The 25,332-nt window shown below is 63.2% G+C and carries 30 protein-coding genes; 23 read left to right on the top strand and 7 right to left on the bottom strand.

Features of this window, described 5'->3' with window-relative positions:
* Positions 1 to 13 precede the first annotated feature (13 nt).
* The 14 genes from ATE62_RS01405 to ATE62_RS01470 all read left to right on the top strand — a co-directional run bounded on the left by ATE62_RS01405 (position 14) and on the right by ATE62_RS01470 (position 14,143).
* Complete coding sequence (locus tag ATE62_RS01405) at positions 14 to 1,753, top strand: relaxase/mobilization nuclease domain-containing protein (RefSeq protein ID WP_058454252.1); 1,740 nt, start codon at positions 14 to 16, stop codon at positions 1,751 to 1,753.
* 25 nt (positions 1,754 to 1,778) lie between these two features.
* The gene (locus tag ATE62_RS01410) at positions 1,779 to 3,764 is read left to right on the top strand and encodes a conjugal transfer protein TraG (protein WP_058454253.1); all 1,986 of its coding nucleotides are present in this window, start codon (positions 1,779 to 1,781) and stop codon (positions 3,762 to 3,764) included.
* Positions 3,765 to 3,773: 9 nt separating this feature from the next.
* Positions 3,774 to 4,205, top strand: a complete 432-nt coding sequence (locus ATE62_RS01415) for a hypothetical protein (RefSeq protein ID WP_024350828.1) — start codon at positions 3,774 to 3,776, stop codon at positions 4,203 to 4,205.
* Positions 4,206 to 4,374: 169 nt separating this feature from the next.
* The gene (gene trbB / locus ATE62_RS01420; RefSeq protein WP_058454254.1) at positions 4,375 to 5,355 is read left to right on the top strand and encodes a P-type conjugative transfer ATPase TrbB; all 981 of its coding nucleotides are present in this window, start codon (positions 4,375 to 4,377) and stop codon (positions 5,353 to 5,355) included.
* A gap of 2 nt (positions 5,356 to 5,357) precedes the next feature.
* Positions 5,358 to 5,687, top strand: a complete 330-nt coding sequence (locus ATE62_RS01425; protein WP_432215183.1) for a TrbC/VirB2 family protein — start codon at positions 5,358 to 5,360, stop codon at positions 5,685 to 5,687.
* Complete coding sequence (locus ATE62_RS01430; RefSeq protein ID WP_027297074.1) at positions 5,687 to 5,968, top strand: VirB3 family type IV secretion system protein; 282 nt, start codon at positions 5,687 to 5,689, stop codon at positions 5,966 to 5,968. The genes ATE62_RS01425 and ATE62_RS01430 overlap by 1 nt, the downstream gene beginning before the upstream one ends.
* Before the next feature lie 11 nt (positions 5,969 to 5,979).
* A complete protein-coding gene (gene trbE / locus ATE62_RS01435) occupies positions 5,980 to 8,433 on the top strand; it encodes a conjugal transfer protein TrbE (protein WP_058454255.1) in 2,454 nt (817 codons plus the stop codon).
* The gene (trbJ, locus tag ATE62_RS01440) at positions 8,430 to 9,200 is read left to right on the top strand and encodes a P-type conjugative transfer protein TrbJ (protein WP_029660577.1); all 771 of its coding nucleotides are present in this window, start codon (positions 8,430 to 8,432) and stop codon (positions 9,198 to 9,200) included. Before trbE ends, trbJ begins: the two co-directional genes overlap by 4 nt.
* 11 nt (positions 9,201 to 9,211) lie before the next feature.
* A complete protein-coding gene (trbK-alt, locus tag ATE62_RS22700; RefSeq protein ID WP_070154328.1) occupies positions 9,212 to 9,598 on the top strand; it encodes a putative entry exclusion protein TrbK-alt in 387 nt (128 codons plus the stop codon).
* A gap of 4 nt (positions 9,599 to 9,602) precedes the next feature.
* Positions 9,603 to 10,958 (top strand): P-type conjugative transfer protein TrbL, encoded by a 1,356-nt coding sequence (gene trbL, locus ATE62_RS01445; protein WP_024350822.1) that lies wholly within the window; start codon positions 9,603 to 9,605, stop codon positions 10,956 to 10,958.
* On the top strand, positions 10,958 to 11,641 hold the full coding sequence (gene trbF, locus ATE62_RS01450; RefSeq protein ID WP_024350821.1) for a conjugal transfer protein TrbF: 684 nt from the start codon (positions 10,958 to 10,960) through the stop codon (positions 11,639 to 11,641). The genes trbL and trbF overlap by 1 nt, the downstream gene beginning before the upstream one ends.
* Positions 11,638 to 12,687, top strand: coding sequence for a P-type conjugative transfer protein TrbG (gene trbG, locus ATE62_RS01455; protein ID WP_058454256.1), 1,050 nt, complete (start codon positions 11,638 to 11,640; stop codon positions 12,685 to 12,687). Before trbF ends, trbG begins: the two co-directional genes overlap by 4 nt.
* A gap of 80 nt (positions 12,688 to 12,767) precedes the next feature.
* Positions 12,768 to 13,904 (top strand): TrbI/VirB10 family protein, encoded by a 1,137-nt coding sequence (locus ATE62_RS22705; protein ID WP_269433359.1) that lies wholly within the window; start codon positions 12,768 to 12,770, stop codon positions 13,902 to 13,904.
* Positions 13,904 to 14,143 (top strand): DUF2274 domain-containing protein, encoded by a 240-nt coding sequence (locus ATE62_RS01470; RefSeq protein ID WP_081651912.1) that lies wholly within the window; start codon positions 13,904 to 13,906, stop codon positions 14,141 to 14,143. Before ATE62_RS22705 ends, ATE62_RS01470 begins: the two co-directional genes overlap by 1 nt.
* Here the strand turns inward: ATE62_RS01470 and ATE62_RS01475 are convergent.
* Positions 14,140 to 15,042, bottom strand: coding sequence for a LysR family transcriptional regulator (locus tag ATE62_RS01475; protein ID WP_058454400.1), 903 nt, complete (start codon positions 15,040 to 15,042; stop codon positions 14,140 to 14,142). The genes ATE62_RS01470 and ATE62_RS01475 overlap by 4 nt on opposite strands.
* A gap of 147 nt (positions 15,043 to 15,189) precedes the next feature.
* Here ATE62_RS01475 and ATE62_RS22710 point away from each other — a divergent pair, with 147 nt between their 5' ends.
* The 7 genes from ATE62_RS22710 (at position 15,190) to ATE62_RS01505 (ending at position 19,903) form a co-directional block, all read left to right on the top strand.
* Positions 15,190 to 15,789 carry a MarR family winged helix-turn-helix transcriptional regulator gene (locus tag ATE62_RS22710; RefSeq protein WP_231729033.1) on the top strand — a complete coding sequence of 200 codons (600 nt, stop codon included), beginning with the start codon at positions 15,190 to 15,192 and terminating at the stop codon, positions 15,787 to 15,789.
* Positions 15,790 to 15,816: 27 nt separating this feature from the next.
* Positions 15,817 to 16,494, top strand: a complete 678-nt coding sequence (locus ATE62_RS01480; protein WP_082657593.1) for a YeeE/YedE thiosulfate transporter family protein — start codon at positions 15,817 to 15,819, stop codon at positions 16,492 to 16,494.
* A 71-nt stretch (positions 16,495 to 16,565) separates the two neighbouring features.
* The gene (gene tnpA, locus ATE62_RS01485; protein ID WP_082657577.1) at positions 16,566 to 16,958 is read left to right on the top strand and encodes an IS66-like element accessory protein TnpA; all 393 of its coding nucleotides are present in this window, start codon (positions 16,566 to 16,568) and stop codon (positions 16,956 to 16,958) included.
* Positions 16,955 to 17,311: an IS66 family insertion sequence element accessory protein TnpB gene (gene tnpB, locus ATE62_RS01490; protein WP_058454258.1), complete on the top strand. Its 357-nt coding sequence runs from the start codon at positions 16,955 to 16,957 to the stop codon at positions 17,309 to 17,311. Before tnpA ends, tnpB begins: the two co-directional genes overlap by 4 nt.
* 118 nt (positions 17,312 to 17,429) lie before the next feature.
* On the top strand, positions 17,430 to 18,974 hold the full coding sequence (tnpC, locus tag ATE62_RS22715) for an IS66 family transposase (protein WP_197412009.1): 1,545 nt from the start codon (positions 17,430 to 17,432) through the stop codon (positions 18,972 to 18,974).
* Complete coding sequence (locus ATE62_RS01500) at positions 18,971 to 19,564, top strand: plasmid pRiA4b ORF-3 family protein (RefSeq protein WP_231729031.1); 594 nt, start codon at positions 18,971 to 18,973, stop codon at positions 19,562 to 19,564. The genes tnpC and ATE62_RS01500 overlap by 4 nt, the downstream gene beginning before the upstream one ends.
* Positions 19,565 to 19,615: 51 nt before the next feature.
* Positions 19,616 to 19,903 carry a YeeE/YedE thiosulfate transporter family protein gene (locus ATE62_RS01505; protein WP_269433194.1) on the top strand — a complete coding sequence of 96 codons (288 nt, stop codon included), beginning with the start codon at positions 19,616 to 19,618 and terminating at the stop codon, positions 19,901 to 19,903.
* On the opposite strand, the gene ATE62_RS24065 is transcribed toward ATE62_RS01505, so the two are convergent.
* The 5 genes from ATE62_RS24065 to gap all read right to left on the bottom strand — a co-directional run bounded on the left by ATE62_RS24065 (position 19,883) and on the right by gap (position 22,873).
* Positions 19,883 to 20,347: a DUF6314 family protein gene (locus ATE62_RS24065; protein WP_082657592.1), complete on the bottom strand. Its 465-nt coding sequence runs from the start codon at positions 20,345 to 20,347 to the stop codon at positions 19,883 to 19,885. The genes ATE62_RS01505 and ATE62_RS24065 overlap by 21 nt on opposite strands.
* An 11-nt stretch (positions 20,348 to 20,358) precedes the next feature.
* A complete protein-coding gene (locus ATE62_RS01510; protein WP_058454260.1) occupies positions 20,359 to 20,865 on the bottom strand; it encodes a YkgB family protein in 507 nt (168 codons plus the stop codon).
* 35 nt (positions 20,866 to 20,900) lie between these two features.
* Positions 20,901 to 21,410, bottom strand: a complete 510-nt coding sequence (locus ATE62_RS01515) for a MarR family winged helix-turn-helix transcriptional regulator (RefSeq protein ID WP_058454261.1) — start codon at positions 21,408 to 21,410, stop codon at positions 20,901 to 20,903.
* Between the two features lie 92 nt (positions 21,411 to 21,502).
* Positions 21,503 to 21,724 (bottom strand): XRE family transcriptional regulator, encoded by a 222-nt coding sequence (locus ATE62_RS01520; RefSeq protein WP_197430705.1) that lies wholly within the window; start codon positions 21,722 to 21,724, stop codon positions 21,503 to 21,505.
* 141 nt (positions 21,725 to 21,865) lie between these two features.
* Positions 21,866 to 22,873: a type I glyceraldehyde-3-phosphate dehydrogenase gene (gene gap, locus ATE62_RS01525; RefSeq protein ID WP_058454262.1), complete on the bottom strand. Its 1,008-nt coding sequence runs from the start codon at positions 22,871 to 22,873 to the stop codon at positions 21,866 to 21,868.
* 258 nt (positions 22,874 to 23,131) lie between these two features.
* On the opposite strand from gap, the gene rpiA reads away from it, so the two are divergent.
* A complete protein-coding gene (rpiA, locus tag ATE62_RS01535) occupies positions 23,132 to 23,833 on the top strand; it encodes a ribose-5-phosphate isomerase RpiA (RefSeq protein ID WP_058454264.1) in 702 nt (233 codons plus the stop codon).
* Positions 23,834 to 24,145: 312 nt separating this feature from the next.
* The gene (locus ATE62_RS01540; protein ID WP_230450755.1) at positions 24,146 to 24,640 is read left to right on the top strand and encodes a MarR family winged helix-turn-helix transcriptional regulator; all 495 of its coding nucleotides are present in this window, start codon (positions 24,146 to 24,148) and stop codon (positions 24,638 to 24,640) included.
* 20 nt (positions 24,641 to 24,660) lie between these two features.
* Here ATE62_RS01540 and ATE62_RS01545 read toward each other — a convergent pair whose 3' ends face one another.
* Positions 24,661 to 25,314, bottom strand: a complete 654-nt coding sequence (locus ATE62_RS01545) for a ZIP family metal transporter (protein WP_231736032.1) — start codon at positions 25,312 to 25,314, stop codon at positions 24,661 to 24,663.
* Between the last annotated feature and the right edge of the window lie 18 nt (positions 25,315 to 25,332).

Genomic DNA, 25,332 nt, shown 5'->3' on the forward strand with positions numbered 1-25,332 from the left:
CGGAGCTTTGGCGATGAGCGGCGAGGACGATTTCCGCATCCGGCCTGGCCGCATCCGCTCGACACGCGCGCAACAGGCACGGCCCTTCATCGCTCAGGCACTTGCGGCCGCACAGCGGGCTGGCGGCCGCATCTCGCGCTCCGGCCAGATCACCACGAGCAATCGCTCGCGGTTCGGTCGCGGACAACGCGCGACAGTGCAGGCAAACCGGCTCCTGACCAGCCGGTCGCGCAACGTGGTTATCAAGACGCGCGTCGTGCGGCACACCGCTAAGGCCGCGCCGCTTAGCGCCCACCTCAGCTACCTCCGGCGCGAGGGTGTTACCCGGGACGGGGAGAAGGCCCAGCTGTTCGGTCCCGAGACCGGAGACGCCGATCCGAAGGCCTTCGCTGAGCGAACCCAGGACGACCGCCATCATTTCCGCTTCATCGTCTCACCGGAGGACGCAACGGAGATGTCCGACCTCAGGACATACGCCCGCGACCTGATGGGGCAGATGGAAAAGGACCTCGGCACCAAGCTCGATTGGGTCGGCGTCGATCATTGGAACACCGACAATCCCCATGTCCACATCATCCTGCGGGGACGTACCGACGACAGCCAGGACCTCGTAATCTCCCGCGACTACATCAAGGAAGGCATGCGCGCCCGCGCGCAAGACCTCGTCACCCAGGAACTGGGGCCCCGCACCGAGCAGGAGATCCGTCGTAACCTCGGACGTCAGGTCGAGGCGGAACGCTGGACCGATCTCGATCGGCAGATCTCCCGCGACAGCTATCGCACCGGCATCGTCGACCTCGCGCCACGTCCCGATCAGAAGCCTGACGAGTTCCACGCGTTGAAGGTCGGCAGGCTGCGCAAGCTGGAGACGCTTGATCTCGCCGATCAGGTCGGTCCCGGTCAGTGGGTTGTCTCGGAGACTGCGGAGAAGACGCTGCGCGCCCTCGGTGAACGCGGCGACATCATCAAGCGCATCCATCGTGGCCTGACCGAGCGCGGCATAGAGCGTGGCGCCGGAAGCTATGTGCTCGCGGGCGAAAGCATCGATGACCCTGTCATCGGGCGTCTGGTCGATCGCGGTCTCGACAACGAACTGAAGGGCACGGCCTACGCCGTAGTCGACGGCACCGACGGGCGAACCCATCATATTAAGCTCCCCGATCTCGACGCGGCTGCCGACAGCGCGCCGGGTTCGATCGTCGAGCTGCGCAAGTTTGACGACGTGCAGGGCCGCCGCCGTGTCGCACTCGCTGTTCGATCCGATCTCGATATCGAACAGCAGGTCCATGCGACCGGCGCCACCTGGCTCGACCGGCAGGCCATCGCCCGCGAACCGGTGGCTCTCGGTGGTGGCGGCTTTGGCGCGGAGGTGCGGCAGGCAATGGACCGACGCGCCGAGCATCTTATCCACCAAGGGCTCGCCGAACGGCAGACCCGTGGCGTCAGCTTCTCGCCCGGACTGATCGACTCGCTGCGCCAGCGCGAGGTCGAAGCGCTCGGCGAGAAGCTCGCGGCCGAAACCGGCCGGCCATTCACCAAGGCCGGAACGGGTGAGTATGTAGCGGGCACCTATCGGCAACGCTTTGCGCTCGCCTCGGGCCGCTTCGCCATGATCGACGACGGGCTCGGCTTCCAGCTCGTGCCCTGGACGCCGTCTCTCGAACGTCAACTCGGCCAGCACGTCTCCGGGGTCTCACGCGGGGGCGGCGGCGTCGACTGGAGCTTCGGCCGCAATCGCGGCCTCGGCATGTAGCCCCACCAAGAAAGGAGTGCCTGCCATGTCGGCGACGAAAATCCTCTGGGGGCAGATCCTCACCGTGTTCCTGATCGTCTTGATGACGACCTGGGGCGCCACGCAATGGACAGCCTACCGTCTCGGCTTCCAGCCCCAGCTCGGTCAGCCTTGGTTCGAACTGGCCGGATGGCCGATCTATTATCCCCCGGCCTTCTTCTGGTGGTGGTATTTCTACGACGCCTATGCGCCGCCGATCTTCGTCGAGGGCGCCTACATCGCCGCGTCGGGTGGCTTCATCTCCATCGCCGTCGCGATCGGCATGTCGGTATGGCGGGCGCGTGAAGCCAAGAATGTCGAGACCTATGGCTCGGCCCGCTGGGCACGACCGGAAGAGGTGAAGGCGGCAGGACTGCTCGGCCCCGACGGAGTCGTACTCGGCAGGCATGAGCGCGAGTATCTCCGCCATGACGGTCCGGAGCATGTGCTGTGCTTCGCGCCGACCCGTTCCGGCAAGGGCGTGGGCCTGGTGGTGCCTTCGCTCCTGACCTGGCCGGGGTCGGCGATCGTCCACGACATCAAGGGCGAGAACTGGACGCTCACCGCCGGCTATCGCGCACGGCATGGCCGCGTGCTGCTCTTCGATCCGACGAACGCGAAGTCGGCGGCCTACAACCCACTGCTCGAAGTGCGCCGCGGCGAATGGGAAGTCCGCGACGTGCAGAACATCGCAGACATTCTCGTCGACCCGGAAGGCTCGCTCGAAAAGCGAAATCACTGGGAGAAGACATCGCACGCGCTTCTGGTCGGCGCGATCCTGCATGTCCTGTACGCAGAGGCCGACAAGACGTTGGCCGGCGTCGCCGCCTTCCTCTCCGATCCGAAGCGCCCGATCGAGTCGACGCTCGCGGCGATGATGAAGACCGCCCATCTCGGCGAGGCCGGTCCACATCCGGTGATTGCCAGCGCCGCCCGCGAGCTGCTCAACAAGTCCGATAACGAGCGCTCCGGGGTGTTGTCGACAGCGATGTCGTTCCTCGGCCTGTATCGCGATCCCGTGGTCGCGGCAGTTACCCGTCGGTGCGACTGGCGCATCGCCGACATGGTCGGCGGCAAGTATCCGACCACGCTCTACCTCGTGGTGCCGCCATCTGACATAAACCGGACCAAGCCGCTGATCCGCCTGATCCTTAATCAGGTCGGCCGCCGTCTGACCGAGGACCTCCAGGCGAAAGGCAATCGCCATCGGCTGCTGCTCATGCTCGACGAGTTTCCTGCGCTTGGGCGCTTGGACTTTTTCGAGAGCGCGCTCGCCTTCATGGCGGGTTACGGTCTGAAGGCGTTCCTCATCGCGCAATCGCTGAACCAAATCGAGAAAGCCTACGGTCCGAACAACTCGATCCTCGATAACTGCCATGTGCGCGTCAGCTTCGCCACCAACGACGAGCGAACTGCGAAGCGCGTTTCGGATGCGCTTGGCACCGCGACCGAAATGAAGGCCATGAAGAACTATGCCGGCCACCGGCTATCGCCCTGGCTCGGCCACCTGATGGTGTCGCGCTCGGAGACTGCACGGCAATTGCTCACGCCGGGCGAGATCATGCAGCTCCCGCCGTCAGACGAGATCGTCATGGTCGCCGGCATCCCGCCTATCCGCGCAAAGAAGGCACGCTATTACGAGGATCGTCGGCTTCAGGAGCGCATCCTTACGCCTCCCGCACTCACGAAGCCCGCAAGCGCTCGAGCCGACGATTGGAGCGCGCTCGCCATACCGGAACCTCCCGTGCTGAGTGCGCCAGCTACGGCAGATAACCTAGCCGACGACGACCCGACGGACTCCGAGCAACGGCATCAGCCTGAACTGAGCCGCATGAAAACCGTCGAACGCAAGGCGATCGTCGACAACGAATTCGAGATCGATCCTCGCGACGACGTCGATGAGGATGCTGCGCGCCTCAGCCGCATGACGCAGACCATGCGCCAGGTCGCTCGGCAGGCATCGCTCGATCCTGGCGATGGCATCGATCTGTAGGAGGCGGGGGTGACCAAACCTTTGAAGAAGCAGCGGCTGTCGGTCTATCTCGACCCGGACGTCATGAAGGCGCTCGCAGCCCATGCTGCCCGGCGCGATCTGTCCCTGTCACTGGTAGCCGAGGCCGGTATCGCTTCATTCCTCTCGCCGGACGCTGCCGAGCGTCAGGAGGCCGCGACGACGAAGCGGCTTGACCAGCTCGACCGACGCATGGCGCGCATGGAGCGCGATCTGGGAATATCGGTCGAGACGCTCGCCGTGTTCATCCGCTTCTGGCTGACCTCCAACCCGCCGTTGCCGGAGCCGGCGCAGGTCGCGGCTCGCGCCAAAGCGTCGGAGCGCTACGAAGCCTTCGTGACCGCGCTCGGCAGACGACTCGCGCAAGGTCCGAAGCTCAGGCAGGAAATCGCGGAAGACATCCCCGCGCGCGACGCGGAATAATCACTGTTTGACGTATCACAAGTATTCGACCGTTCCGCCGTTTCCCTGTCTTTGTACGCCACAGTACGACGGCCACATGATGGTTGTTGTCACGCCATGATTTCTGCCTCTTCTACTCATCCCCGATCCAGGGGCGCCCGCGGCGGTCCCGCAAAAGAACGGGGACGACGTGACGGCAGCTCACCAGAAATCGGAGGCGATCCTTCGCGGTGCTCGGATGCTGCGCACTGCGCTCGGCCCGGCGATCGCCACGTTTCTGGAAGACCCCGCGATCGTCGAGGTGATGCTCAACCCCGACGGGCGGCTCTGGGTCGACCGGTTGTCGGAAGGTCTCTCCGACACCGGTGAACGCCTATCTCCAGCCGACGGCGAACGCATCGTTCGACTTGTCGCACATCACGTCGGGGCCGAGGTTCATGCCGGGGCGCCCCGCGTCTCCGCCGAACTGCCTGAAACAGGGGAGCGGTTTGAGGGCCTTCTGCCGCCGGTGGTGTCAGCGCCGGCTTTCGCGATCCGGAAGCCAGCCGTCGCCGTGTTCACGCTCGATGACTATGTCGCGGCTGGCATCATGCTGTCCGACCAAGCCGAAACGCTGCGTCAGGCCGTTCTTCATAGGCGGAACATCCTCGTCGCCGGCGGCACCTCCACCGGTAAGACCACGCTCACGAACGCCCTGTTAGCGGAGGTATCGAAGACATCCGATCGCGTCGTGTTGATCGAGGACACCCGTGAACTGCAATGCGCCGCGCCAAACCTGGTCGCAATGCGCACGAAGGACGGCGTCGCTTCTCTCTCCGATCTTGTCCGTTCCTCGCTGCGTCTTCGTCCCGACCGCATCCCGATCGGCGAAGTGCGCGGTGCAGAGGCGCTCGATCTGCTGAAGGCCTGGGGCACCGGCCATCCCGGCGGCGTCGGCACGATCCACGCCGGCACCGCTATCGGCGCTCTTCGCCGGATGGAGCAACTCATCCAGGAAGCCGTCGTCACGGTTCCGCGCGCGCTGATCGCCGAGACCATTGATCTGGTTGCGGTGCTCTCCGGCCGCGGCTCCTCGCGCCGCCTGACCGAGCTTGCCCGCGTCGAAGGCATGGGCCCCGACGGTGACTACTGCGTCACTCCAACAATTCCGTCCATCTCAGGAGACAGGTAATGATCAAGCATGCCCTGCGCATCCGCCGTCACATCGCCACGGCGGCTTCCGTCACTTTCATTTCCATAGCCCTCGCACCTGCCGCTCATGCGTCCGGTTCGTCGATGCCATGGGAAGCTCCTCTGCAGTCGATCCTCGAATCGATCGAGGGCCCGGTCGCAAAGATCATCGCGGTGATGATCATCATCATCACCGGCCTGACTCTCGCCTTCGGCGACACGTCGGGCGGAGCGCGCCGCCTGATCCAGATCGTGTTCGGCCTGTCGATCGCCTTCGCCGCGTCGAGCTTCTTCCTGTCGTTCTTCTCGTTCGGCGGCGGGGCGCTTGTCTGATGGCCGTTGGAGCGGATCATAGCGCGGACGTGCCGGGCTTTTCCGTGCCGGTTCATCGTGCGCTGACCGAGCACATCCTGCTCGGCGGTGCGCCGCGCTCGCTCGCGATCCTCAATGGCACCCTGGCCGCCGCGCTTGGCTTGGGCCTTCGCCTTTGGCTGGTCGGGCTGGCGCTATGGGCAGTCGGCCACTTCGCCGCCGTCTGGGCGGCCAAACGTGATGCGCAATTTGTCGACGTCGTGCGCAAACATCTGCGCATCCCCGGCCACTTGGCGACTTGAGGAGCCGGGCAGTGATGAACCTATCCGAATACCGCAATCGGAATACCCGGCTTGCCGACTTCCTACCCTGGGCGGCGCTCGCCGGCGAAGGCGTCGTCCTCAACAAAGACGGCAGTCTGCAGCGTTCGGCCCGCTTTCGCGGTCCTGACCTCGACAGCGCAGTGCCAGCCGAGCTCGTCGCCGTCGCTGGCCGGCTGAACAACGCCTTCCGTCGCCTCGGTTCCGGCTGGGCCATATTCGTCGAAGCGCAGCGCCATGGCGCGGTGTCATATCCGGCAAGCACATTTGCCGACAGCGCTTCGGCGCTTGTCGATGCCGAGCGCAAGGCAGACTTTGAAGAAGCCGGCGCCCATTTCGAGTCCAGCTACTTCCTCACATTCCTTTATCTACCGCCGGCCGAGGATGCCGCCCGTGCCGAGACCTGGCTCTACGAGGGTCGGGACCATGCCGGCGTCGATGCGCGCGAAGTGCTCCGAAGTTTTGTCGATCGCACCGACCGTATCCTCAACCTGATAGACGCCTTCATGCCGGAGTGCGTATGGCTCGATGACGCCGAAACGCTCACCTACCTGCATTCGACGATCTCGACGAAGCGCCATCGCGTCCGCGTGCCCGAAACGCCGATGTACCTCGACGCTTTGCTCGCCGATCAGCCGCTTACCGGCGGGCTGGAGCCCCGGCTTGGAGATGCGCACGTACGCATCCTCACTATCGTCGGCTTCCCGACCGCGACGACGCCCGGCATCCTCGACGAGCTGAACCGGCTCGCCTTTCCCTATCGCTGGTCGACCCGAGCGATCCTGCTCGACAAGACCGACGCGACCAAGCTGCTGACGAAGATCAGGCGGCAGTGGTTCGCAAAGCGCAAGTCGATCGCCGCCATTCTCAAAGAGGTGATGACCAACGAGGCATCGGCGCTCGTTGACACTGACGCAGCCAACAAGGCCGCTGACGCTGATATGGCGCTGCAGGAACTGGGCGCCGACTATGCCGGCCAAGCCTACGTGACCGCGACCATCACCGTCTGGGACGATGATCCCCGCGTCGCGGCCGAGAAGCTCCGGCTTGTGGAAAAGGTCATTCAGGGCCGCGACTTCACGGCGATGACTGAGACCATCAATGCTGTCGACGCCTGGCTGGGCTCACTCCCCGGGCATGTCTACGCCAACATCCGCCAGCCGCCCATCAGCACATTGAATCTCGCTCACATGATCCCGCTGTCAGCGGTGTGGGCGGGACCGGAACGGGACGAGCACTTCGATGCACCCCCACTGCTTTACGGCAGAACGGAGGGCTCGACCCCGTTCCGGCTTTCCATCCACGTCGGCGATGTCGGTCATACGCTGATCGTCGGGCCGACCGGCGCCGGTAAATCGGTGCTTCTCGCACTCATGGCGCTCCAGTTCCGCCGCTATGCACAATCTCAGGTCTTCGCCTTCGACTTCGGCGGATCGATCCGCGCCGCGGCGCTCGCCATGCAGGGCGACTGGCATGATCTCGGCGGCGGTTTGACCGAGGGTTCCGAGGAGAGTGTGTCGCTCCAGCCGCTCGCCCGCATCGACGACGTCGCCGAGCGCGCCTGGGCCTCCGACTGGCTGATCGCGATCCTCTCCCGAGAGAGCGTGCCGGTCACGCCCGAGGTCAAGGAGCATCTGTGGTCGGCGCTTTCGTCGTTGGCGTCAGCGCCGGTCGCCGAGCGCACGTTGACCGGGCTGTCGGTACTTCTCCAGTCCAATGACCTGAAACAGGCGCTGCGACCCTACTGCGTCGGCGGCCCCTATGGCCGGCTGTTGGACGCTGAGGCCGAGCATCTCGGCGAGGCGCATGTCCAGGCTTTCGAGACCGAAGGTCTGATCGGCACCGGTGCAGCGGCAGCGGTGCTCGCCTATCTCTTCCATCGCATCGAGGACCGCCTCGACGGCCGGCCGACACTCCTGATCGTGGATGAAGGTTGGCTCGCCCTCGACGACGACGGCTTCGCCGGACAACTCCGCGAATGGCTGAAGACGCTGCGCAAGAAAAACGCCAGCGTCATCTTCGCCACCCAGTCGCTCTCCGACATCGACGGCTCTGCGATAGCGCCGGCGATTATCGAGAGCTGCCAAACGCGCATCCTCCTGCCGAACGAGCGCGCGGTCGAGCCGCAGATCACCGCGATTTACCGCCGCTTCGGTCTCAACGACCGGCAGATCGAAATCCTCGCGCGGGCAACGCCCAAGCGAGACTATTACTGCCAGTCGCGACGGGGCAATCGCCTGTTCGAGCTGGGCCTGTCGGATGTGGCGCTGGCGCTGTGCGCAGCCTCATCCAAACAGCATCAAGCGATGATCGCCGATGTCCACGCCCGAAGCGGCACCGAGGGGTTCCTCGCCGAGTGGCTGGCGGCCAACCGACTCGACTGGGCTGCCGACCTGATCACCGACCTCACCAACGTCAATCAACAAGACCCGGAGGCACGTCCATGACACGTCTGATTCAAACCCACAGTCGCGCACTGCGCGTGACGGCCGCACTCCTCGCGGTCCCGCTCGCACTTTCACCGGTCCTCAGCACCCCGGCTGCCGCTCAGTGGATCGTCTACGACCCAACGAACTATGCCCAGAACGTCCTCACTGCGGCGCGGACCCTCCAGCAGGTGAATCAGCAGATCACTCAGCTTCAGAACGAAGCTCAGATGCTGATCAATCAGGCGCGCAATCTTGCCAGCCTCCCGCACTCTTCGCTTCAGCAGCTTCAACAGTCGGTTCAGCGGACGCAACAGCTTCTGAGCGAGGCGCAGGGGATAGCCCTTAACGTCCAACAGATCGACCGAGCATTCCAGACCACCTATGGCAATGCCTCGATGTCCGCCTCGGATCAGGCGCTCGTCACACAGGCGCGGGAGCGCTGGCAGAACACTGTCGGTGGTCTGCAGGACGCTATGCGGGTCCAGGCGGGTGTTGTCGGCAACATCGACACCAACCGTACGGAGATGTCAGCGCTTATCGGCCAAAGCCAGGGCGCGACGGGGGCGTTGCAGGCGACGCAGGCCGGCAATCAACTGCTCGCACTGCAGGCCCAACAGCTCGCCGACCTCACCGCCGTCGTCGCCGCTAACGGGCGCGCTCAGAGCCTATCCGAAGCCGAGCGCGCCGCAGCGGCGGAACAGGGTCGTGAGCAGCGCCGTCGCTTTCTCACGCCCGGCAGCGGCTACCAGCCGGGCAATGCGCGCATGTTCCCGAACGGCAATTGAGGGGACCGACCGTGGACGGCAAATTGGTCGCTCGGATGGGCGCCGTGATTTTCGTCGCGGTTGCGGTCACCGCGACCGCGATCGAGATGTCCCGGAAAGAGGAAGTGCCTGAGGCTTGGTCGTCCGGACGAACGCCTCAAGAAACTGCGGATCCCCTGCGCGACGCGCTCATCCGCTGCCAGGCACTCGGTGAAGAAGGTCCGCGAGACCCCGCCTGCCGCCGGGCCTGGGCCGAGAACCGACACCGCTTTCTCGCGCCCGGTTCTCGTCCCGTCGAGCGCTTGCCGGACGTAGCATCACCCATCGGTGACGTCTTCAGCCCTCAACCACGAGGGACAGACGCGCAAGATCACGCGCCGACCGCGCCGAGCACGCCACAGATCAACGAAGCGCGATAGCATCATGGGCAACACCGGCGTCATCGACCACTTCCTCGAGGTCTTCACTCGCTACATCGACAGCGGGTTCGGCCTGCTTAGCGGAGAGGTCGCCTTCATCGCCACGACCCTGATCGTCATCGACGTGACGCTCGCGGCACTGTTCTGGAGCTGGGGCGCCGACGACGACATCATGGCGCGGCTGGTGAAGAAAACGCTCTTCGTCGGCGTCTTCGCCTACATCATCGGCAACTGGAACAACCTCGCACGTATCGTCTTCGAGAGCTTCGCCGGTCTCGGGCTGAAGGCGAGTGGCACCGGATTTTCAACTGCGGACCTCATGCGCCCGGGAAGAGTCGCGCAGACCGGCCTAGACGCCGGTCGACCATTGCTCGACTCCATCTCCAGCCTGATGGGCTACTGGTCGTTCTTCGAGAACTTCATCCAGATTGCCTGCATGTTTCTTGCCTGGGCGCTGGTCCTGCTCGCCTTCTTCATTCTCGCCATCCAGCTGTTCGTCACCCTCATTGAATTCAAGCTGACGACGCTCGCCGGCTTCGTCCTGATCCCGTTCGGCCTGTTCGGCAAATCCGCGTTTATGGCCGAGCGCGTGCTCGGCAACGTCATCTCCTCCGGCATCAAGGTTCTGGTCCTCGCTGTCATCATCGGCATCGGGTCAACGCTCTTCTCAGAGTTCACTTCCGGTTTTGGCGGGCAGAATCCGTCGATCGACGAAGCCATGGCGATCGTGCTGGCCGCGTTGTCACTTCTCGGCCTCGGCATTTTTGGTCCCGGAATCGCCACCGGGCTCGTTTCTGGCGGCCCGCAGCTCAGTGCAGGCGCGGCGATAGGAACCGGCCTCGCAGCGGGCGGCGTGGTCGCTCTTGGCGCCGGCGCCGTCGGTGCAGCAGCCTCCGGCGGCGCGGCCTTGGCAGGCGGTGCGGCAGCCGCAGCTCGTGGTGGCGCCGCCATCGCGGGTGGAGCGTCCACAGCCTACAGCCTTGGCGCAGCCGGACAGTCCGGCGCGGCCGGGGTGGCCTCCGGCCTCGGAGGCGTTGCGCGTGCAGGCGGCAGCGCGGCTGTCTCACCTCTGCGCCGTGCCGCATCGCGCGCTGCCGACACAATGAGGTCAAGCTTCAACGCAGGCGGCAAAGCGGCGTTCGAAGCGACAGGCGGAACGTCCACCATGGGCTCGATAGGGGGTGATGCCGCCAGCGATGGCGCGGCGCCTGCGAGCGCTGGCGGGCCGCCGGCTTGGGCGCAGAGAATGCGCCGGTCCCAGCAAATGACTCACGCCGCCCAGGCCACGGCTCATGCCGTCCGCTCTGGCGACGCCCATGGCGGCGGTTCCTCGGTAAATCTGACTCAAGGCGACCGCTAATGTTCAAACGACCATCCACTCACTACGGCAAGGCACCCGAGCCGGAGACGCCGTATCAACGTGCTGCCCAAGTCTGGGACGATCGGATCGGGGCCTCCAGGATCCAGGCGAAAAACTGGCGGCTGATGGCTTTCGGCTCGCTGATCCTTACGGCGGGGTTCGCCACCGCCCTCGTCGTGCAATCAGCTCGCGGGACCGTCGTGCCGTGGGTCGTGCAGGTCGATCGACTGGGTCAGTCCCAGGCGGTCGCACCCGCCGAGGCCGACTTCCGGCCCACCGATCCACAAATCGCCTTTCATCTCGCGCGCTTCATCGAACAGGTTCGCAGCATCCCGGCGGACGCGATCATCGTGCGCCAGAACTGGCTACGGGCGTACGACTTCACCACTGATCGCGGCGCCATGGCGCTCAACGACTATGCTCGCTCGAACGACCCGTTCACGCGGGTCGGCCGACAGCAGGTTGCTGTCGATGTCTCAAGCGTCATCCGCGCCTCGCCCGACAGCTTCCGCGTCGCCTGGGTCGAGCGCCGCTATGAGAACGGCCAGCTCGCCGAGACCACGCGCTGGACCGCGATCCTGACGATCGTCGTGCAGGTCCCCCGCAACGCCGATCGGCTGAGGGCAAACCCGCTCGGCATCTATGTCAACGCCATCAATTGGTCACGGGAGCTTGGGCAATGAAGCCGTCTTTCCGTAAAGCCGGAAACCCGGCTTCACACGCACTTGTAATCCCGGCTCTCCGCAGAGCCGCAATCCCGATGGTCCTGCTGGCGACAACTGCGCTCGCGGGCTGCGCCACCACGAACCCACCGCCCGAGATCTCCTACGACAACGCGGCTCCCGCCGTGCAGACCGTCGATCCGCCAGCGCCCGTCACCGTGGTCGAACTGCCGCGGCCGCTGCCGCTACCCGGCCAGTTGCAGCGTGTGCCGGAGACGCGACGCGCGCCCGAGCCCGCCAACCCAACGGCGCGCGTCAACCAGGCTAATGAGGCGGCCCGCGTCCAGCCGGTGCGCGACGGCTTCATCAACTCCATGCAGGTCTATCCCTGGACGCAAGGCGCGCTCTATCAGGTATATACCGCTGTCGGTCAGATCACCGACATCGCGCTTCAGCCCGGCGAACAGCTCGTCGGCGCAGGCCCTGTTGCGGCCGGGGACACGGTGCGCTGGATCATCGGCGACACCGAGAGCGGATCGGGCGCGACGCGCCAGATCCACATCCTCGTGAAGCCCACACGGGCCGACCTGATGACGAACCTGGTCATCAACACCAACATGCGCACCTATCACATGGAGTTGCGGTCGACAGAGCGAACCTACATGGCTTCAGTGTCCTGGCAGTATCCGCAGGATCAACTCATCGCGCTGCGCCGGCAGAATTCCGACGCGCAGGCCGCTCAACCGGTTGCGAGCGGTGTCGATCTCGCGAACGTCAATTTCCGCTATGCCATCGAGGGTGACCGCGCTCCTTGGCGCCCACTGCGCGCCTTCGACGACGGTCGCCAGGTCTTCATCGAGTTTCCGCGAGGCATTGGTCAGGGCGAGATGCCGCCGCTCTTCGTCGTCGGGCCCGAGGGCAACACCTCAGAACTGGTGAACTACCGCGTTCGCGGCCACCACATGATCGTCGATCGACTCTTCGCGGCGGCGGAACTGCGGTTCGGTTCCGGTCGCGAGCAGAAGCGCGTCAGGATCGTCCGAACCGACGGGAGGCCCACCTCGTGAGCGCGAACTCGCCCCCAAATGAGGAAGTGCCAGACGATGATGCACAGCCCCTGACCGGCGAGCCGGTCTTGCCAGCGCCGATGCGTCTGCGCGCCGAACCGCCCCGCGTCACTCGACTATCGCGCAAGGTCCTCGCCGGCCTTGGTCTTGTCGCCAGCGTCGGCCTTGGTGGTGCACTGCTCTACGCGCTCCAGACGCGCGACGCCGGTCGGCCCAACGACGAACTCTATTCGACCGAGAATCGCTCGACGGCTGACGGCTTGGCCGGCCTGCCGCGAGATTACAGTGGCGTGCCCCAACTCGGTCCGCCCCTTCCCGGTGACCTCGGCCGACCGATCCTCAGCACCCAGGATCGCGGACAGCCGGTGCCCGCTCCCGTTATCGCCACGCCCAACCCCGGTATCAGCGCGGAAGAGCAGCGCCGCCTTCAGGAGATCGAGACCGCGCGGACCAGCCGCCTCTTCTCCGGATCGGACAGCCGGGGCGCTCCCGCTGCAGCGGGAGCTGCCCCAGCACTCCCGCACGCTCCGGATTTGGCGAGCCTCGGCCTCGCGCCTCCGCCGGCCACACCCTCCGCGCAGGAGCGTCAGAACGCTTTCCTGAACGCAGCGACCGATCGACGGACGGTGTCGCCCGATCGCGTCGTTGCTCCAGCGTCGCCAAATGTACTTCAGGCCGGCGCAGTTATCGCGGCAGCTCTTATAACCGGCATCCGATCCGACCTCCCGGGCCAGATCACCGCTCAGGTGACCGAAAACATCTACGACAGCCCGACAGGGCGCATTCTGCTCGTGCCACAAGGCACGCGCATTATCGGCCAGTACGATAACAATGTGCAATTCGGTCAAAGCCGCGTCCTGCTAGTCTGGAATCGACTGATCTTCCCAAATGGCCGTTCGATAGTGCTCGAGCGCCAGCCCGGCGCAGACGTCGAAGGCTATGCCGGCCTGCAGGATGGCGTCGATTACCACTGGTGGGATCTTGCCAAGGCCGCCGGTCTCTCGACTCTTCTCGGAGTCGGCGCCGAGCTCGCCGCCGACAATGACGACCGTCTCATCCAGGCGATCCGGAATGGCGGTCAAGACACGATCAACGATGCCGGTCAGCAGATCGTCAGACGGCAGCTCAACGTGGCTCCAACATTGACGATCCGGCCGGGATTTCCTGTCCGTGTCGTCGTGACCCGTGATCTCGTTCTCGAACCTTATGGGGGCTGATGATGTCGAAGCTCAAGCTAGGTCCCATCGCCGACGAGAAGCCGATCAAGGTTCAGGTGGAGCTGCCGGCGGCTCTCCACCAAGACCTTTCCGACTACGCGGATTTGTTAGGGCGCGAACAAGGTATGCCTGCTGTCGAGCCCGCGCGGTTGATCGTACCGATGTTGCAGCGGTTCATCGCAACCGATCGAGGGTTCTCGAAGGCTAGGCGTACGAAGACCCAGAACGCCTCCGATTAGCTGGCGCTGCTCCGCGTGAAGGCTGGCAGGACATTGAAGCACTTCAGCAGCAGCGGCAGAGCCGGATTGTCGTTATCGCTCGACGAAATCATAGACGCCGTCGGCGCCCGCGCGGGTGTGAGCGGAACCAATGCAATATCAGGCCGATCCACGACGCTCGTTATCGTCAGCCCGAAGCCTTGCTCGACCATGGTCAGAAGTGTTTCCCTGCTGACCTGCTGGATAGACAGTTGGATCGCCTCTTCGGCAGCGCCCAGCATCCGCCGGAGAATAGCTGCGAGTTCGCGCCCGGCACCATCGGAGCGGACAAGAAAGACTTCGTTGCAAATGTCCTCCCAGGCGAGCCGCGGTCGCGACGCGAGTTGGTGTATGGGTGATAGGGCAACGAAGAGGTCGGGTTCGCACAACCGTCGAATCTGAAACGGAGGGCCCTTCGTTGCGGCCAGGCTGATCGCCGCGTCTAGCAGCCCGCGCTCCACGCCGAGGGTGTTCTGCTCTGACGTGCCTTCTTCGAGCTTCACCTCGATCGTCGGGTGTCGCTGTCTAAAGGTCGCCAAGAGGTCGATTATGGGACATGCCGGAAACGCCTCGAGCATCCCGAACCTGACTAGTCCAGTCGTAAGTTTACGGACCGATCGCATCTCAGTGGCGGCCTCGCGAAGATACCTCGCCCCGACCGCAGCTTGCTGCAGAAATCGCTCTCCTTCCGGCGTCAATCCAGCGCCCGATCGCGTGCGCTTGAACAGGGAAACGCCAAGCTGCCGTTCGAGCATCTGAACGCGGCGGCTGACCGTTGATTGCGATATTGAAAGGCGATCCGCCGCCCTGCGGAAACTACCCGCTTCGGCGACATGGATAGCATACTTAAGGTATCGAAGATCGAGCGTCAGATCAGGCATGACGCGCATTCCCGGTTCCCGGCTTCCGTTCACACGAGCAGCGCGCGATGCTCCAAAGCCTTTGCTGGAGGCCCCGCGTTTCGATCTCAGATGGGGAATCCAAGCCGAGCCCATCAGTGAGCATGACCATCTCCGAATCCGTGATAGATGTATGCGCCGGTCATACATATTCGAGCGCTTGATGTCTATGCGTGGCGCATATATTCTTCCCGGATGGAGCCCGAGGCCGCCAAATATCATTTTGGTGCACTTGCGCTCGCGGTAGCTGACAGCATCGCGAGCGCATCAGCCTCGCTTTCGCCGAGCGGCCCCGCGGCTGCATTGATGGTTTTCCTTAGCTTCGAGCCGGGATTACCTATCAGTGTCCTTGCGAGCCGGATCCGGCTTTCGCATGCGGGAACAGTCCGATTGATCGATAGGCTCGAATCCGATCACCTGGTGGAAAGGCGGCGACACACGGCGGACAAGAGGGCGCGCTTTATCCACTTGACCAATGCAGGTGTGAAAATGACCGGCGCTCTGCTCAGAGCGCGCGAACAAGTGATTGCAGCGTGTGTCTCGCCGCTGTCGCCGGCTGACCTGAACAAACTAGGCCGATTGTCCGAGCGGCTCCTTATCGCAAACGGTTACGAGAAATCTGGTGTCGAGACTATGTGGCCCGTGGTTGGCTACCGGGGACAGACACCGGCTGAAAATGCATCTCAGCCCGCCCGCCAGCTGCGCCGGCGCCCTTCGCACAAGGGCTGACGAGAAACCGAGGCAGGCTTGATATCTTTGGCATCGATCGCGTTCGACTTTCTCATATGCATACTGGCCTTCTGGTTCGGGTATTCTGCGAACCGAGGCGGCACGTGCTTGGTCGTAGCGGCTCATGAGTTGCAGCAACGGCGCCGACCAAGAATGTTCGTCGGATTTGTTGCGGCGTCTGCGGCTGCTGGCCTTATTGCGATACCGCTCGCCTGGGCGGGGACGCTGAACGCGACCCTCCCACTCTCGACGAGCGTCAACGGCCTCCTCATCATCGGCGCCATCGCCTTCGGCCTCGGCGCGCTCATAAATGACACCTGCCTGCTAGGTTCACTGGCACGGTTAGGGGATGGAGAGATGCGGTTGCTTGCCCTTCCTGCCGGACTGGCAATCGGCATCTTGGCCGCTGATTTCGGCCGGTTTGGCGCCGTCGCGACATGGCCAAGTTCCATCGCTAGGCCGAGTGTCCCTGGGGCCGCGACGCTTCTTGCCTTAGCCGTCGTGCTCGCGCTGGCGGTGATCTTCGTATCGCGGAAGACCCCACCGCGAAGAAGGCAGAGCTGGGCATTTGGCGCTTCAATGATCGGCCTCGGTATCACTGGTGGGCTTCTCTACGCGCTTTCGCCAGCATGGACATTCGCTGACCTTATCCAACGCGGCCTTCCTCTTCGAATGTCGCCAACAGGCGAGGTCGCACTGGTGTAAGCGCCGACGGAAGGCGGCCTTGTTGCCGGCACCGGAATAGGAAAGCTCGCGGCCTTTGAGGAGGCGTGAGCATGGACATCGAGCAGTCAAACGAGCCTCGTATGAGCGGTCGCGGTGATGGCGGAGCGCTTGTACGGGTGAAGCGGCGTCGGAACTGGAGCGACGAGGAGAAGCTGGCGATCCTGAAGGAGACGACGGCGCCGGGGGCGATCGTATCGGCCGTGGCTCGGCGGCACAGCGTTGGAACAGGCCAGCTTTATACCTGGCGCAAGCAGCTGCTTCGCGGAGCGATGGCGGGCTTCGTGCCTGTCGAATTGGCATCGTCTTCGCCGTCGGCCAAAGCTCGGGAGCCAGGGCGGATTGAGGTTCGAGGGCGGTGCGGCCTGACGGTGTTGGTTGATGGCGAGGTCGATCGGGCCGCCCTGAAACAGGTGCTCGATGTCCTGCGGGAGCTGGATCAATGAGCCTGGCGTTCCCGCCTTCGACGAAAATCTATCTGTCGCTGGCGCCGTGCGACATGCGCAAGGGGTTTGATGGGCTGTCGGCGCAGGTGCGCAATATTCTTCAGCTTGATCCCTTCTCGGGGGCGGTTTTCTTGTTCCGCGGGAAAAGGGGCGACAGGTTGAAGGCCTTGGTCTGGGACGGGTCCGGGCTATGCGTGTATGCGAAGCGTCTCGAGCGCGGAAAGTTCGTGTGGCCTCGTGCTCATGAGGGCGCGCTACGCCTGTCGGCAGCCCAGCTTGCGATGCTCGTCGAAGGGCTGAACTGGAAGCAGGCGATCGTCCACGACGAGGTGATCACGCCGAGGCTCGCATAGCCACAAAGATCAGGAAAACCGCCATTTTATGTAGGATTTACCGTGGGCTTCGGCTATTATCGGCGGCATGCGGTTCGCCCTTGATCGCCTTCCCACAGACCCGGTTCTCCTGCAGAAAATGCTGCTGGAGATGGCCGATGTCATGGAGCAGGAACGGGCCGAACTGACGGCGGCGCAAGCCACCGTCAAAGCCCAGACCTTGCGGATCGAAAAGCTCGAGCATCGCGTCGCGCGGCTGCTGCGCGTCCAGTTCGGCCGCAGCTCCGAGAAAATGGATATCGCCCAGCTGCGGCTGATGTTCGAGGAGGTCGATGCACCAGAACCCGCCAACGATGAGGTGGCGGCGCCGCTTGTGGTGAAATCGGCCCGCAAATCCGGCGGCCGTGTTCCGCTTCCTTCGCACTTCCCGCGTCATACAGTCGATCATCAGCCCCGCCCGTGCAGTACCGGTTGTAACGGGCCGTCAGTACAGATCGACGAGGCTGTCACTGAGGTCCTCGACTATGTCCCTGCGCGCTTCCGGGTCATCCGTCACGTGCGGCCAAGACTGGTGTGCCGGTCCTGCGAACAGATCCGCCAGGCGCCCGCTGTCGATCTGCCGCTGCCCAAGGTGATGGCGAGCAGCGCCTTGCTGGCCCACCTCGTCGTGAGCCGCTTTGTCGATCATCAGCCCTGGCACCGGCAGTCAGTGATCTTTCGCCGCGTGGGACTCCACATCGATCGGGACGTGATGAGCCGCTGGGCACGGAAACTGGCATGGCTGCTGGCGCCGCTGGGCGAGCGGCTGTTCGCCTATATCCGGGAAGCCGCCAAGATTCATGGTGACGACACGCCGGTCACCTTGCTGGGCAATGGCGACGGCAGCCGGACCGGGCACTTCTGGGTATATCTGCGTGATGACCGCTCCAGCGGCGACATGAGCCCGCCTGCCGTGGTCTTCCGCTTCAGCGCCGATCGTGGCGGAGCGCATCCGGCAGAACATCTCGCCGACTATCGGGGGTATCTACAGGCAGACGGCTTTGCCGGGTACAACGCACTTTACCGTGACCCCAAGACCAAGGCGCTCAGGGATATCGTCGAAGTGGGATGCTGGAGCCACGCGCGCCGGAAGTTTACCGACATCCTGGATAAGAGCCCGTCACCGATCGCGGCGGAGGCGGTCGTGCGGATCGCCGAACTCTTCGCCATCGAGCGCGATATCAAGGGTGCGCCACCTGATGAGCGAAGACGCATCCGCCAGATCAAGGCGGTGCCGAAGCTCGAGGCTTTGCGCGTCTGGCTTGAAACCCAGAACCGTGGCCTGTCTTCCGACAGCAATCTGGCGCGTGCCTGTCGCTATCCGCTCAACCGCTGGCAGGCCATGATCCGTTACTGCGATGACGGTCGGCTCGAGATCAGCAACAATCTGGTGGAGAACGCCCTGCGCGGTGTCGCGCTCGGGCGCCGGAACTGGATGTTCGTCGGCTCCATGAAGGGGGGAGAAGCGGCGGCGCTCTTCTACGCCCTGGCGGGCACATGCCGGCTCAACGGCGTCGAGCCCGAGGCATGGTTCACTGACGTCATCGAGCGCATCGGTGATCACCCGATCAATCGGATCGATGACTTCTTGCCGTGGAACTGGCAGGCATCAAGGCTGACCAACGATCTGGAGAAGGCTGCGTGAGCAACGGCACTGTCGTGCGGATGAAGATTACGCTGGACGATGTCCCGCCCATCGTCAGCCGAACGCTGGAGGTGCCGCTCAATATCCGGCTCGATCGTCTGCACACCGTCTTCCAGACTGCCTTCTCCTGGACGGACTCTCACCTGTGGGAAATGAGCTTCGGGCAAACCGGCTTCGGCATCCCTGATCCTGAATATGGCTTCGACGGACCGCTCGATGCCCGTAAGGCCACTCTCGCTCAGGTTCTGGCGGACACCAGGCGAAAGACCTTCCGATATCTCTACGACTTTGGCGACGCCTGGGAGCATAGCGTCAAGATCGAGCGCGTCAGCGCGGCCAGCCCGCACCTGACATATCCGCTCATTCTCAATGCAGTAGGCATGCGGCCGCCAGAGGACTGTGGCGGCCCATGGGGTTACGCCGAAAAACTCGAAGCGTTCGGCGACCCCCAGCATGAATATCATGAAGAAGCGCTCGATACCCTCGGCGACGACCATGATCCCAACGCCCAGCCCGATATCCCACTGATCGAGGCAAGGCTGGAAGCGCTCGCGAAAAAATGGGCGCCGCGGACACGCCGCAAAGCCTGACAGGCCGCGTCAACGCCACCTTCCGTCGGCGCTTACGCACTGGTTGCGGTCATTGCCTCAGTTGCGGGAGCCATCACGGCATCCGTGCGCCAGGGTCGCTTGCGTCTCCAGCGGCCGACGGCCGCCGGCATCCTGCGGTCGATCGCCGGCGGCGCGTTGATGGGAATAGGCATCGGCCTGATACCCGGTGGCAACGACGCTTTAATCCTTGCCGCAATGCCTACGCTTTCTCCGGGCGGCATAGTCGCCTACCTTGTGATGACGACCACGATCGTTTTCGGATTCGAAGCGCGTGACAGACTGGCCAGGAACGGCGCGTCAGGCCAGGGGAAAAAGTAGACGGTCCGGCGTCGTTGGTGACACCTTTGAGTACCGGCTCCGCAGGTCGTACGCCTTTCGTGGACCAATGACCCCTATAACTGTCTCGAAAGATCCTGCGTCGAGAATTCGGTAAAAAGCGTGATAGGCGTCGTCACCGCAGAAGTGGGTGTCTGTTGCCTCGTACCCCCAATTCTTGCGCGAGAATGCAAGGTTGAGAAACAGCTTCCCGGTGTTCGGTCCGTCTGCGAACTGAACGTCTACTCGGTGGCCGACCGCGCAGTACCGATATTGCCGAGACGCTGAGAGTTCGCGGCCATCCCGAAGCCGAAGTATCCCGCTTTCTCGATAGGTGAGCGCGGATTCACCTGTCGAAGCGAAATCCGCGTCGCCAATCAGTTGTTCGCCCGTCGGATCGACGTTGCGACGAAGCGCCCACTCTCCACGGAGCGTGTCCAAGACCATCGTGCCTATGTTCACGACCGATCGATGGTCATCGGCCCAAGGCGCTCATTTTTGGGTTGGACCGACGCAAGCAGCAGCACAAGTGATGCCGCCAGCAAAACTGCGTCCTTCAGCAGAAACTGGCCAGGAGCGGCGGATATCGCAGGAAAGCCTCCGGCAGTCGGCTCCCCGACCCCAGGCGTCGTAAAAAAGAAGGTCAGGGTGATGAAGTAGGTCGCCGCCGACATAAGCGCGCCAAGCGCTGAGAAGGATGGGCGGAAAGCCCCTAAGGCCAGCACGACTGCGGTCGACAGCTCGATGACGCCGACAAAGTAACTTTGGCCCTGTACCCCGAACATACCCAGCCAACTCATGATCGGACTATGGCCGATGAAAGGGGCGATGCCATCGGCCTCGTAAGCCGTGAATTTCATCGCGCCGAACCAAGAGAAAACGATCACGAGCGCCCATCTCAACAGCGCCAGTTCCTTCCGACTGCGCTCGGGCACAAGCAATTCATACCGATCGAAAATACTCATATCGAACTCCTCAAAAGGGGATGATCGTCAGGGCGTCACGGACGATGGTGGCCGACTGGGCAATCGGCACACCGGGCCTGATCGCACAGACGACAGATTGCCAAGCCGCCGTGGAGGTCCGAGAACAGCGACGACAGGATGTTGTCCGCGGCCCGCTCCAGCACGACGCGATCGTCAGCCGACACTTTGCTCAGCAGCTCGGACACCGCCGCGTTCCGCAGACCTAGCAGCTTGGTCCGCTCCACCTGACCACGCGAGGTCAGCGAGACATGAACTACCCGGCGGTCAGAGGGCGATAACGATTTCGCCACCAGGCCTTGCTCGCCTAGCCTCTCGACGACGCGAACTGCACCTGCATGCGAAAGCCGGAGAGTTTGCCGTACCTGGCCGATCGACATTCCTGGCGCGTGACCGATCGCGATCAACGCCGCGGCCGTCTCGCCCCCCGCATTGAATGCTTCAGCGATCGCCAAGCGCACGCGGTCAGACACCGCTTGAGACAGCGCGCCAAAGATGTTGATCAAGCGATCCGAGGGGTCATCCATCGCCGCGACTCACGCAATATATGCGTCGCGCATACAATATCTGTGGGCCGGTGTCGAGCCTCTTGCCGGAGTACAAGCGTTCGCTGGAAGGCTTAGACGTCGTCGGTGCCTACCGGCCCACCTTCGCCCTCCATCCGATTGATCGCACGCACATCCTTGGCGTTGAATTTAAGCCTCACGCCGAGCCCTCCGCTATTGTCCTCGCCGATGAAGACCGCGCCGCCGCGTTCGAGCGCGTCCCGCAGCCGCGTCAGATCCGAGGCTGCAAACACGCTGGCGCCGGCTTCGAATTGAGCTAGCGCCTCTTCCTCCAAGCCTGCGATCTTGGCGACATGTGATCGCGGCCACTGAATGAGCGCTCTCGCTGCACGTGCTAGTGGCCCATTCATGTTCAATGCCTCCGTTTCGCGAACGCATCTTGTCGCCAAGATCCGACTTTTCCCGCAACCGATCCGCTAGATGAGCTTCGCCATCACCACGGCGACATCCGCCATGCGTGTCGCAAAGCTCCACTCGTTGTCGTACCAAGCAAGCACGCGAACCATCCGGCCATCGACGACATCGGTCTGGGGTAGCGCGACGATCGAGGATTCGGTCCGGTGGGTCAGATCCACAGACACCAATGGCTCTGTCGTGTAAGCGAGCACCCCACTCATAGGACCACTCGCAGCCTGACGAATGGCGTCGTTCACTTCGTCGATCGTGACCTCCCGGGATGCGGAAACAGCGAGATCGACGACCGATACGTTCGGCGTTGGCACGCGGATTGACGAGCCATGGAGCTTGCCTTTCAGTTCTGGCAGCACGCGTCCGATTGCGTTCGCGGCTCCGGTCGAGGTTGGGATCATCGACAGCGCGGCTGCCCGTGCGCGGTAGAGATCCTTATGCACCGTATCCAGCGTCGGTTGGTCACCGGTATAGGCGTGAACCGTGGTCATGTAGCCCCGCTCAATGCCACATAGATCGTTCAGGATCTTCGCGACGGGCGCGAGGACATTCGTGGTGCATGAGCCATTCGATACGACGACATCATCGGTTGTCAGCGTTTCGTGATTGACCTTGAAGACGATCGTCTTGTCTGCGCCCTCGCTGGGCGCGGAGACGAGCACGCGCTTTGCTCCCGCACGGATGTGCGATTCAGCCTTCTCCTTGGAGGTGAACAAACCCGTGCATTCGAGCGCCACGTCGACTCCAAGCTCGTTATGCGGAAGCTTTGATGGATCGCGCTCCGAAGACACTTTGATTTTACCGGACCCGATGTCGATCCAGTCTTCGCCGGTGGCTATCGATCCTTGAAAGGGGCCGTGAACTGAATCGTACTTCAGGAGGTGCGCCAACGTAGCAACCGGCCCGAGGTCGTTGATCGCAACCACCTCGATGTCGTCACGCCGTAGTTCGACGATCGACCGTAAGGCCAGTCGTCCGATCCGACCGAAACCGTTGATTGCGACCTTGACCGTCATGCCTGTGTCCCCTGGTTCGCCGAACTGGCTCCGGCATACGCACTTCGCTCAGTGCCGCCTGGCATACGGTGGTCGTCTCCAGCAGCGAAAGCTTGCCGATCAGACCATCCACATTATGTATGCGCCACGCATAGACCTATCCGTCTGTTGGCTGCAGGTCAACGAGGCAATGTCGGCATGGAGGATTAGGTTTGCGCCGCCCGGTTTCATAATCGACCTGGTGATGGCACGCATGCCGGCGAGATGAAGTGGCGTTAGATGTCTAACCGAGAAGCAGAGAAGAGGCTGGCTGCAGCTAGAGCGGTCGACGAGATCGAAGACGGCATGTTCGTTGGACTTGGGACCGGAAGCACAACAGCGTATGCCATTCAAAGCCTGAGCGACCGCATTCGGCAGGGCCTTCGCATCACCGCTGTCGCCACCTCCCGAGCGACCGAAATGTTCGCTCGTCGTCTCGCGGTGCCGCTCGTTCCTTTTGAGCAGTTCGGTTCGGTAGACCTCACGATCGACGGCGCCGACGAGATCGATTGCCACTTTCAGGCGATCAAAGGCGGTGGCGGCGCCTTGCTCCGAGAGAAGGTCGTGGCTGCCGCTTCTAGCCGGATGATCGTGATCGTAGACGCAAGCAAAGTCGTTCGACGGCTCGGCGAGTTTCCTCTGGCGGTCGAAGTCGTGCCCTTCGCGAGCGAGTTCGTTCGAACGCATCTTGCCAACCTTGGAGCCCGTGTGGGGCTTCGCTCGGTCGAGGGAGAACCATTCCTCACAGACCAGAGCAATCACATCTTGGATGCAGCCTTCGGCGAGGGCCTTAGGCCAATTGAGATCGCCCGAGCGATCGATGCCATCCCCGGCGTCATGGAGCACGGCTTGTTTCTCAGCGAGATTGACACTGTCGTGATCGGACGCGGCGAGACGGTCGAGGTGCGGCGCAGAGAGCATACCGCCGAACCGCGCCAATAGGTGCCGACGAGGGATGGCCCCTGGCGCAGGGGTGATGTGATTCGGCCGTTTTGGGAGCCAAAATCGCGACAGCCCACACCGATCCATAGCCGCCAGGTATCGCCATTTTATGCGACCGGACGACCCAGATCCCGGATTTCAATCTTCCGCGCAATCCGCAGCACGTCCTAAGCCGTTGTAAAGACGCTGCTTTCGGGTCACCTCGATCCCTTGGCATTGGAGGGGTATGGCTTGCTGTCTATGCTTCGCGCACATATAGATGGGGCAATGGATGGACCTCGAGATCGAAATATCTTTGGGGCGTTCGCACTCATGATCAGCGACGACATCGTTCGCGCTAGTTCATCGCGGGCGCCAGAAGCTGGACCCGCCGCCTCGGCGCTTGCGTTGATTGCCCATAAGCCAGGGCTATCGATCCGCATGCTGTCAGTTGGGGTGGGACTTTCTCATGCCGCGACCGTCCGCTTGGTGGACCGTTTGTCGACGGAGGGATTGGTCGAGCGGCGCGAGCATTCGACTGACGGGCGCACGCGGTCCCTCCATCTTACAGAGGCTGGCAAGGTCGCGAGCGATGCGGTCTTGGCCTCGCGCGACAAGGTGATCGCTGAGGGACTATCGATCCTCACCCCTACCGAGTTGGACGCTCTTTACAGCATTGCTGAACGCGTGCTGCGCGATCGCCTGGAAAACCTCGAGCATTCCTACCGCATCTGCCGCTTGTGCTGTTACGAGGGCTGCACGAATTGCCCAATCGATGCCGAGTTGCACGAGCGCGGCGTAGACCGCGAGAACGGCGGCGAGGCTTAGAGCTCTGGAAGTCGCAGGTTTCAGTGTTGAGCGATGAGATACGCCGCCAGAAACCCCACGACCGTGATCAGGCCTATGAACGGCGGCGCCTTCTCGAAAGCTTCAGGGATCATCGCTTCCGCCAGCATCGCTATGACCGCGCCGGCTGCGAACGAGAGAATGGCAGGGGCCTGAGTGGACGCCGAGCCGAGCAGAAGGTTTCCCGTGCCGGCGGCGATGCAAACAAGTAACGGAATACCGATCCAGACCGCGTAGATATAGCTTCGCGATCGGCCCGCGACTTTCATTCCGGAAGTGCTCGACAGACCCTGTGGCACATTAGCCAAAAAGAAGCCTGCCACCACTGCAAGGCTGATCCTGCCTCCGCCAGCCACGGACATCCCAATTACGAGGGCCTCTGGAATGCCGTCGAGAACGCTGCCGAACGCAATCGCAGCACCGCTACCGCGGCGCTCCTGTTCAGTGGCCTGCTCGGTGCATTCACCGCATCGCTTTCGATGCTTCGCGCCCCTGCCAGAGAGAAACCAGTTTGTGCCGCTGAAGATTGCGGCCCCTGCGAGCAGCGCAAAGATCGCCAAGGGTCCCATGCCAGCCGACACGCGATCACCGATGAGTTCGGTAGCGACCACGGCAATCAACACACCACCACCGAAGCCCATCACCGCTGAGATCATGCGGTGAGTGAGTCGCCC

It is taken from the genome of Sphingopyxis sp. HIX (genome assembly GCF_001468285.1).
Lineage (GTDB): Bacteria > Pseudomonadota > Alphaproteobacteria > Sphingomonadales > Sphingomonadaceae > Sphingopyxis.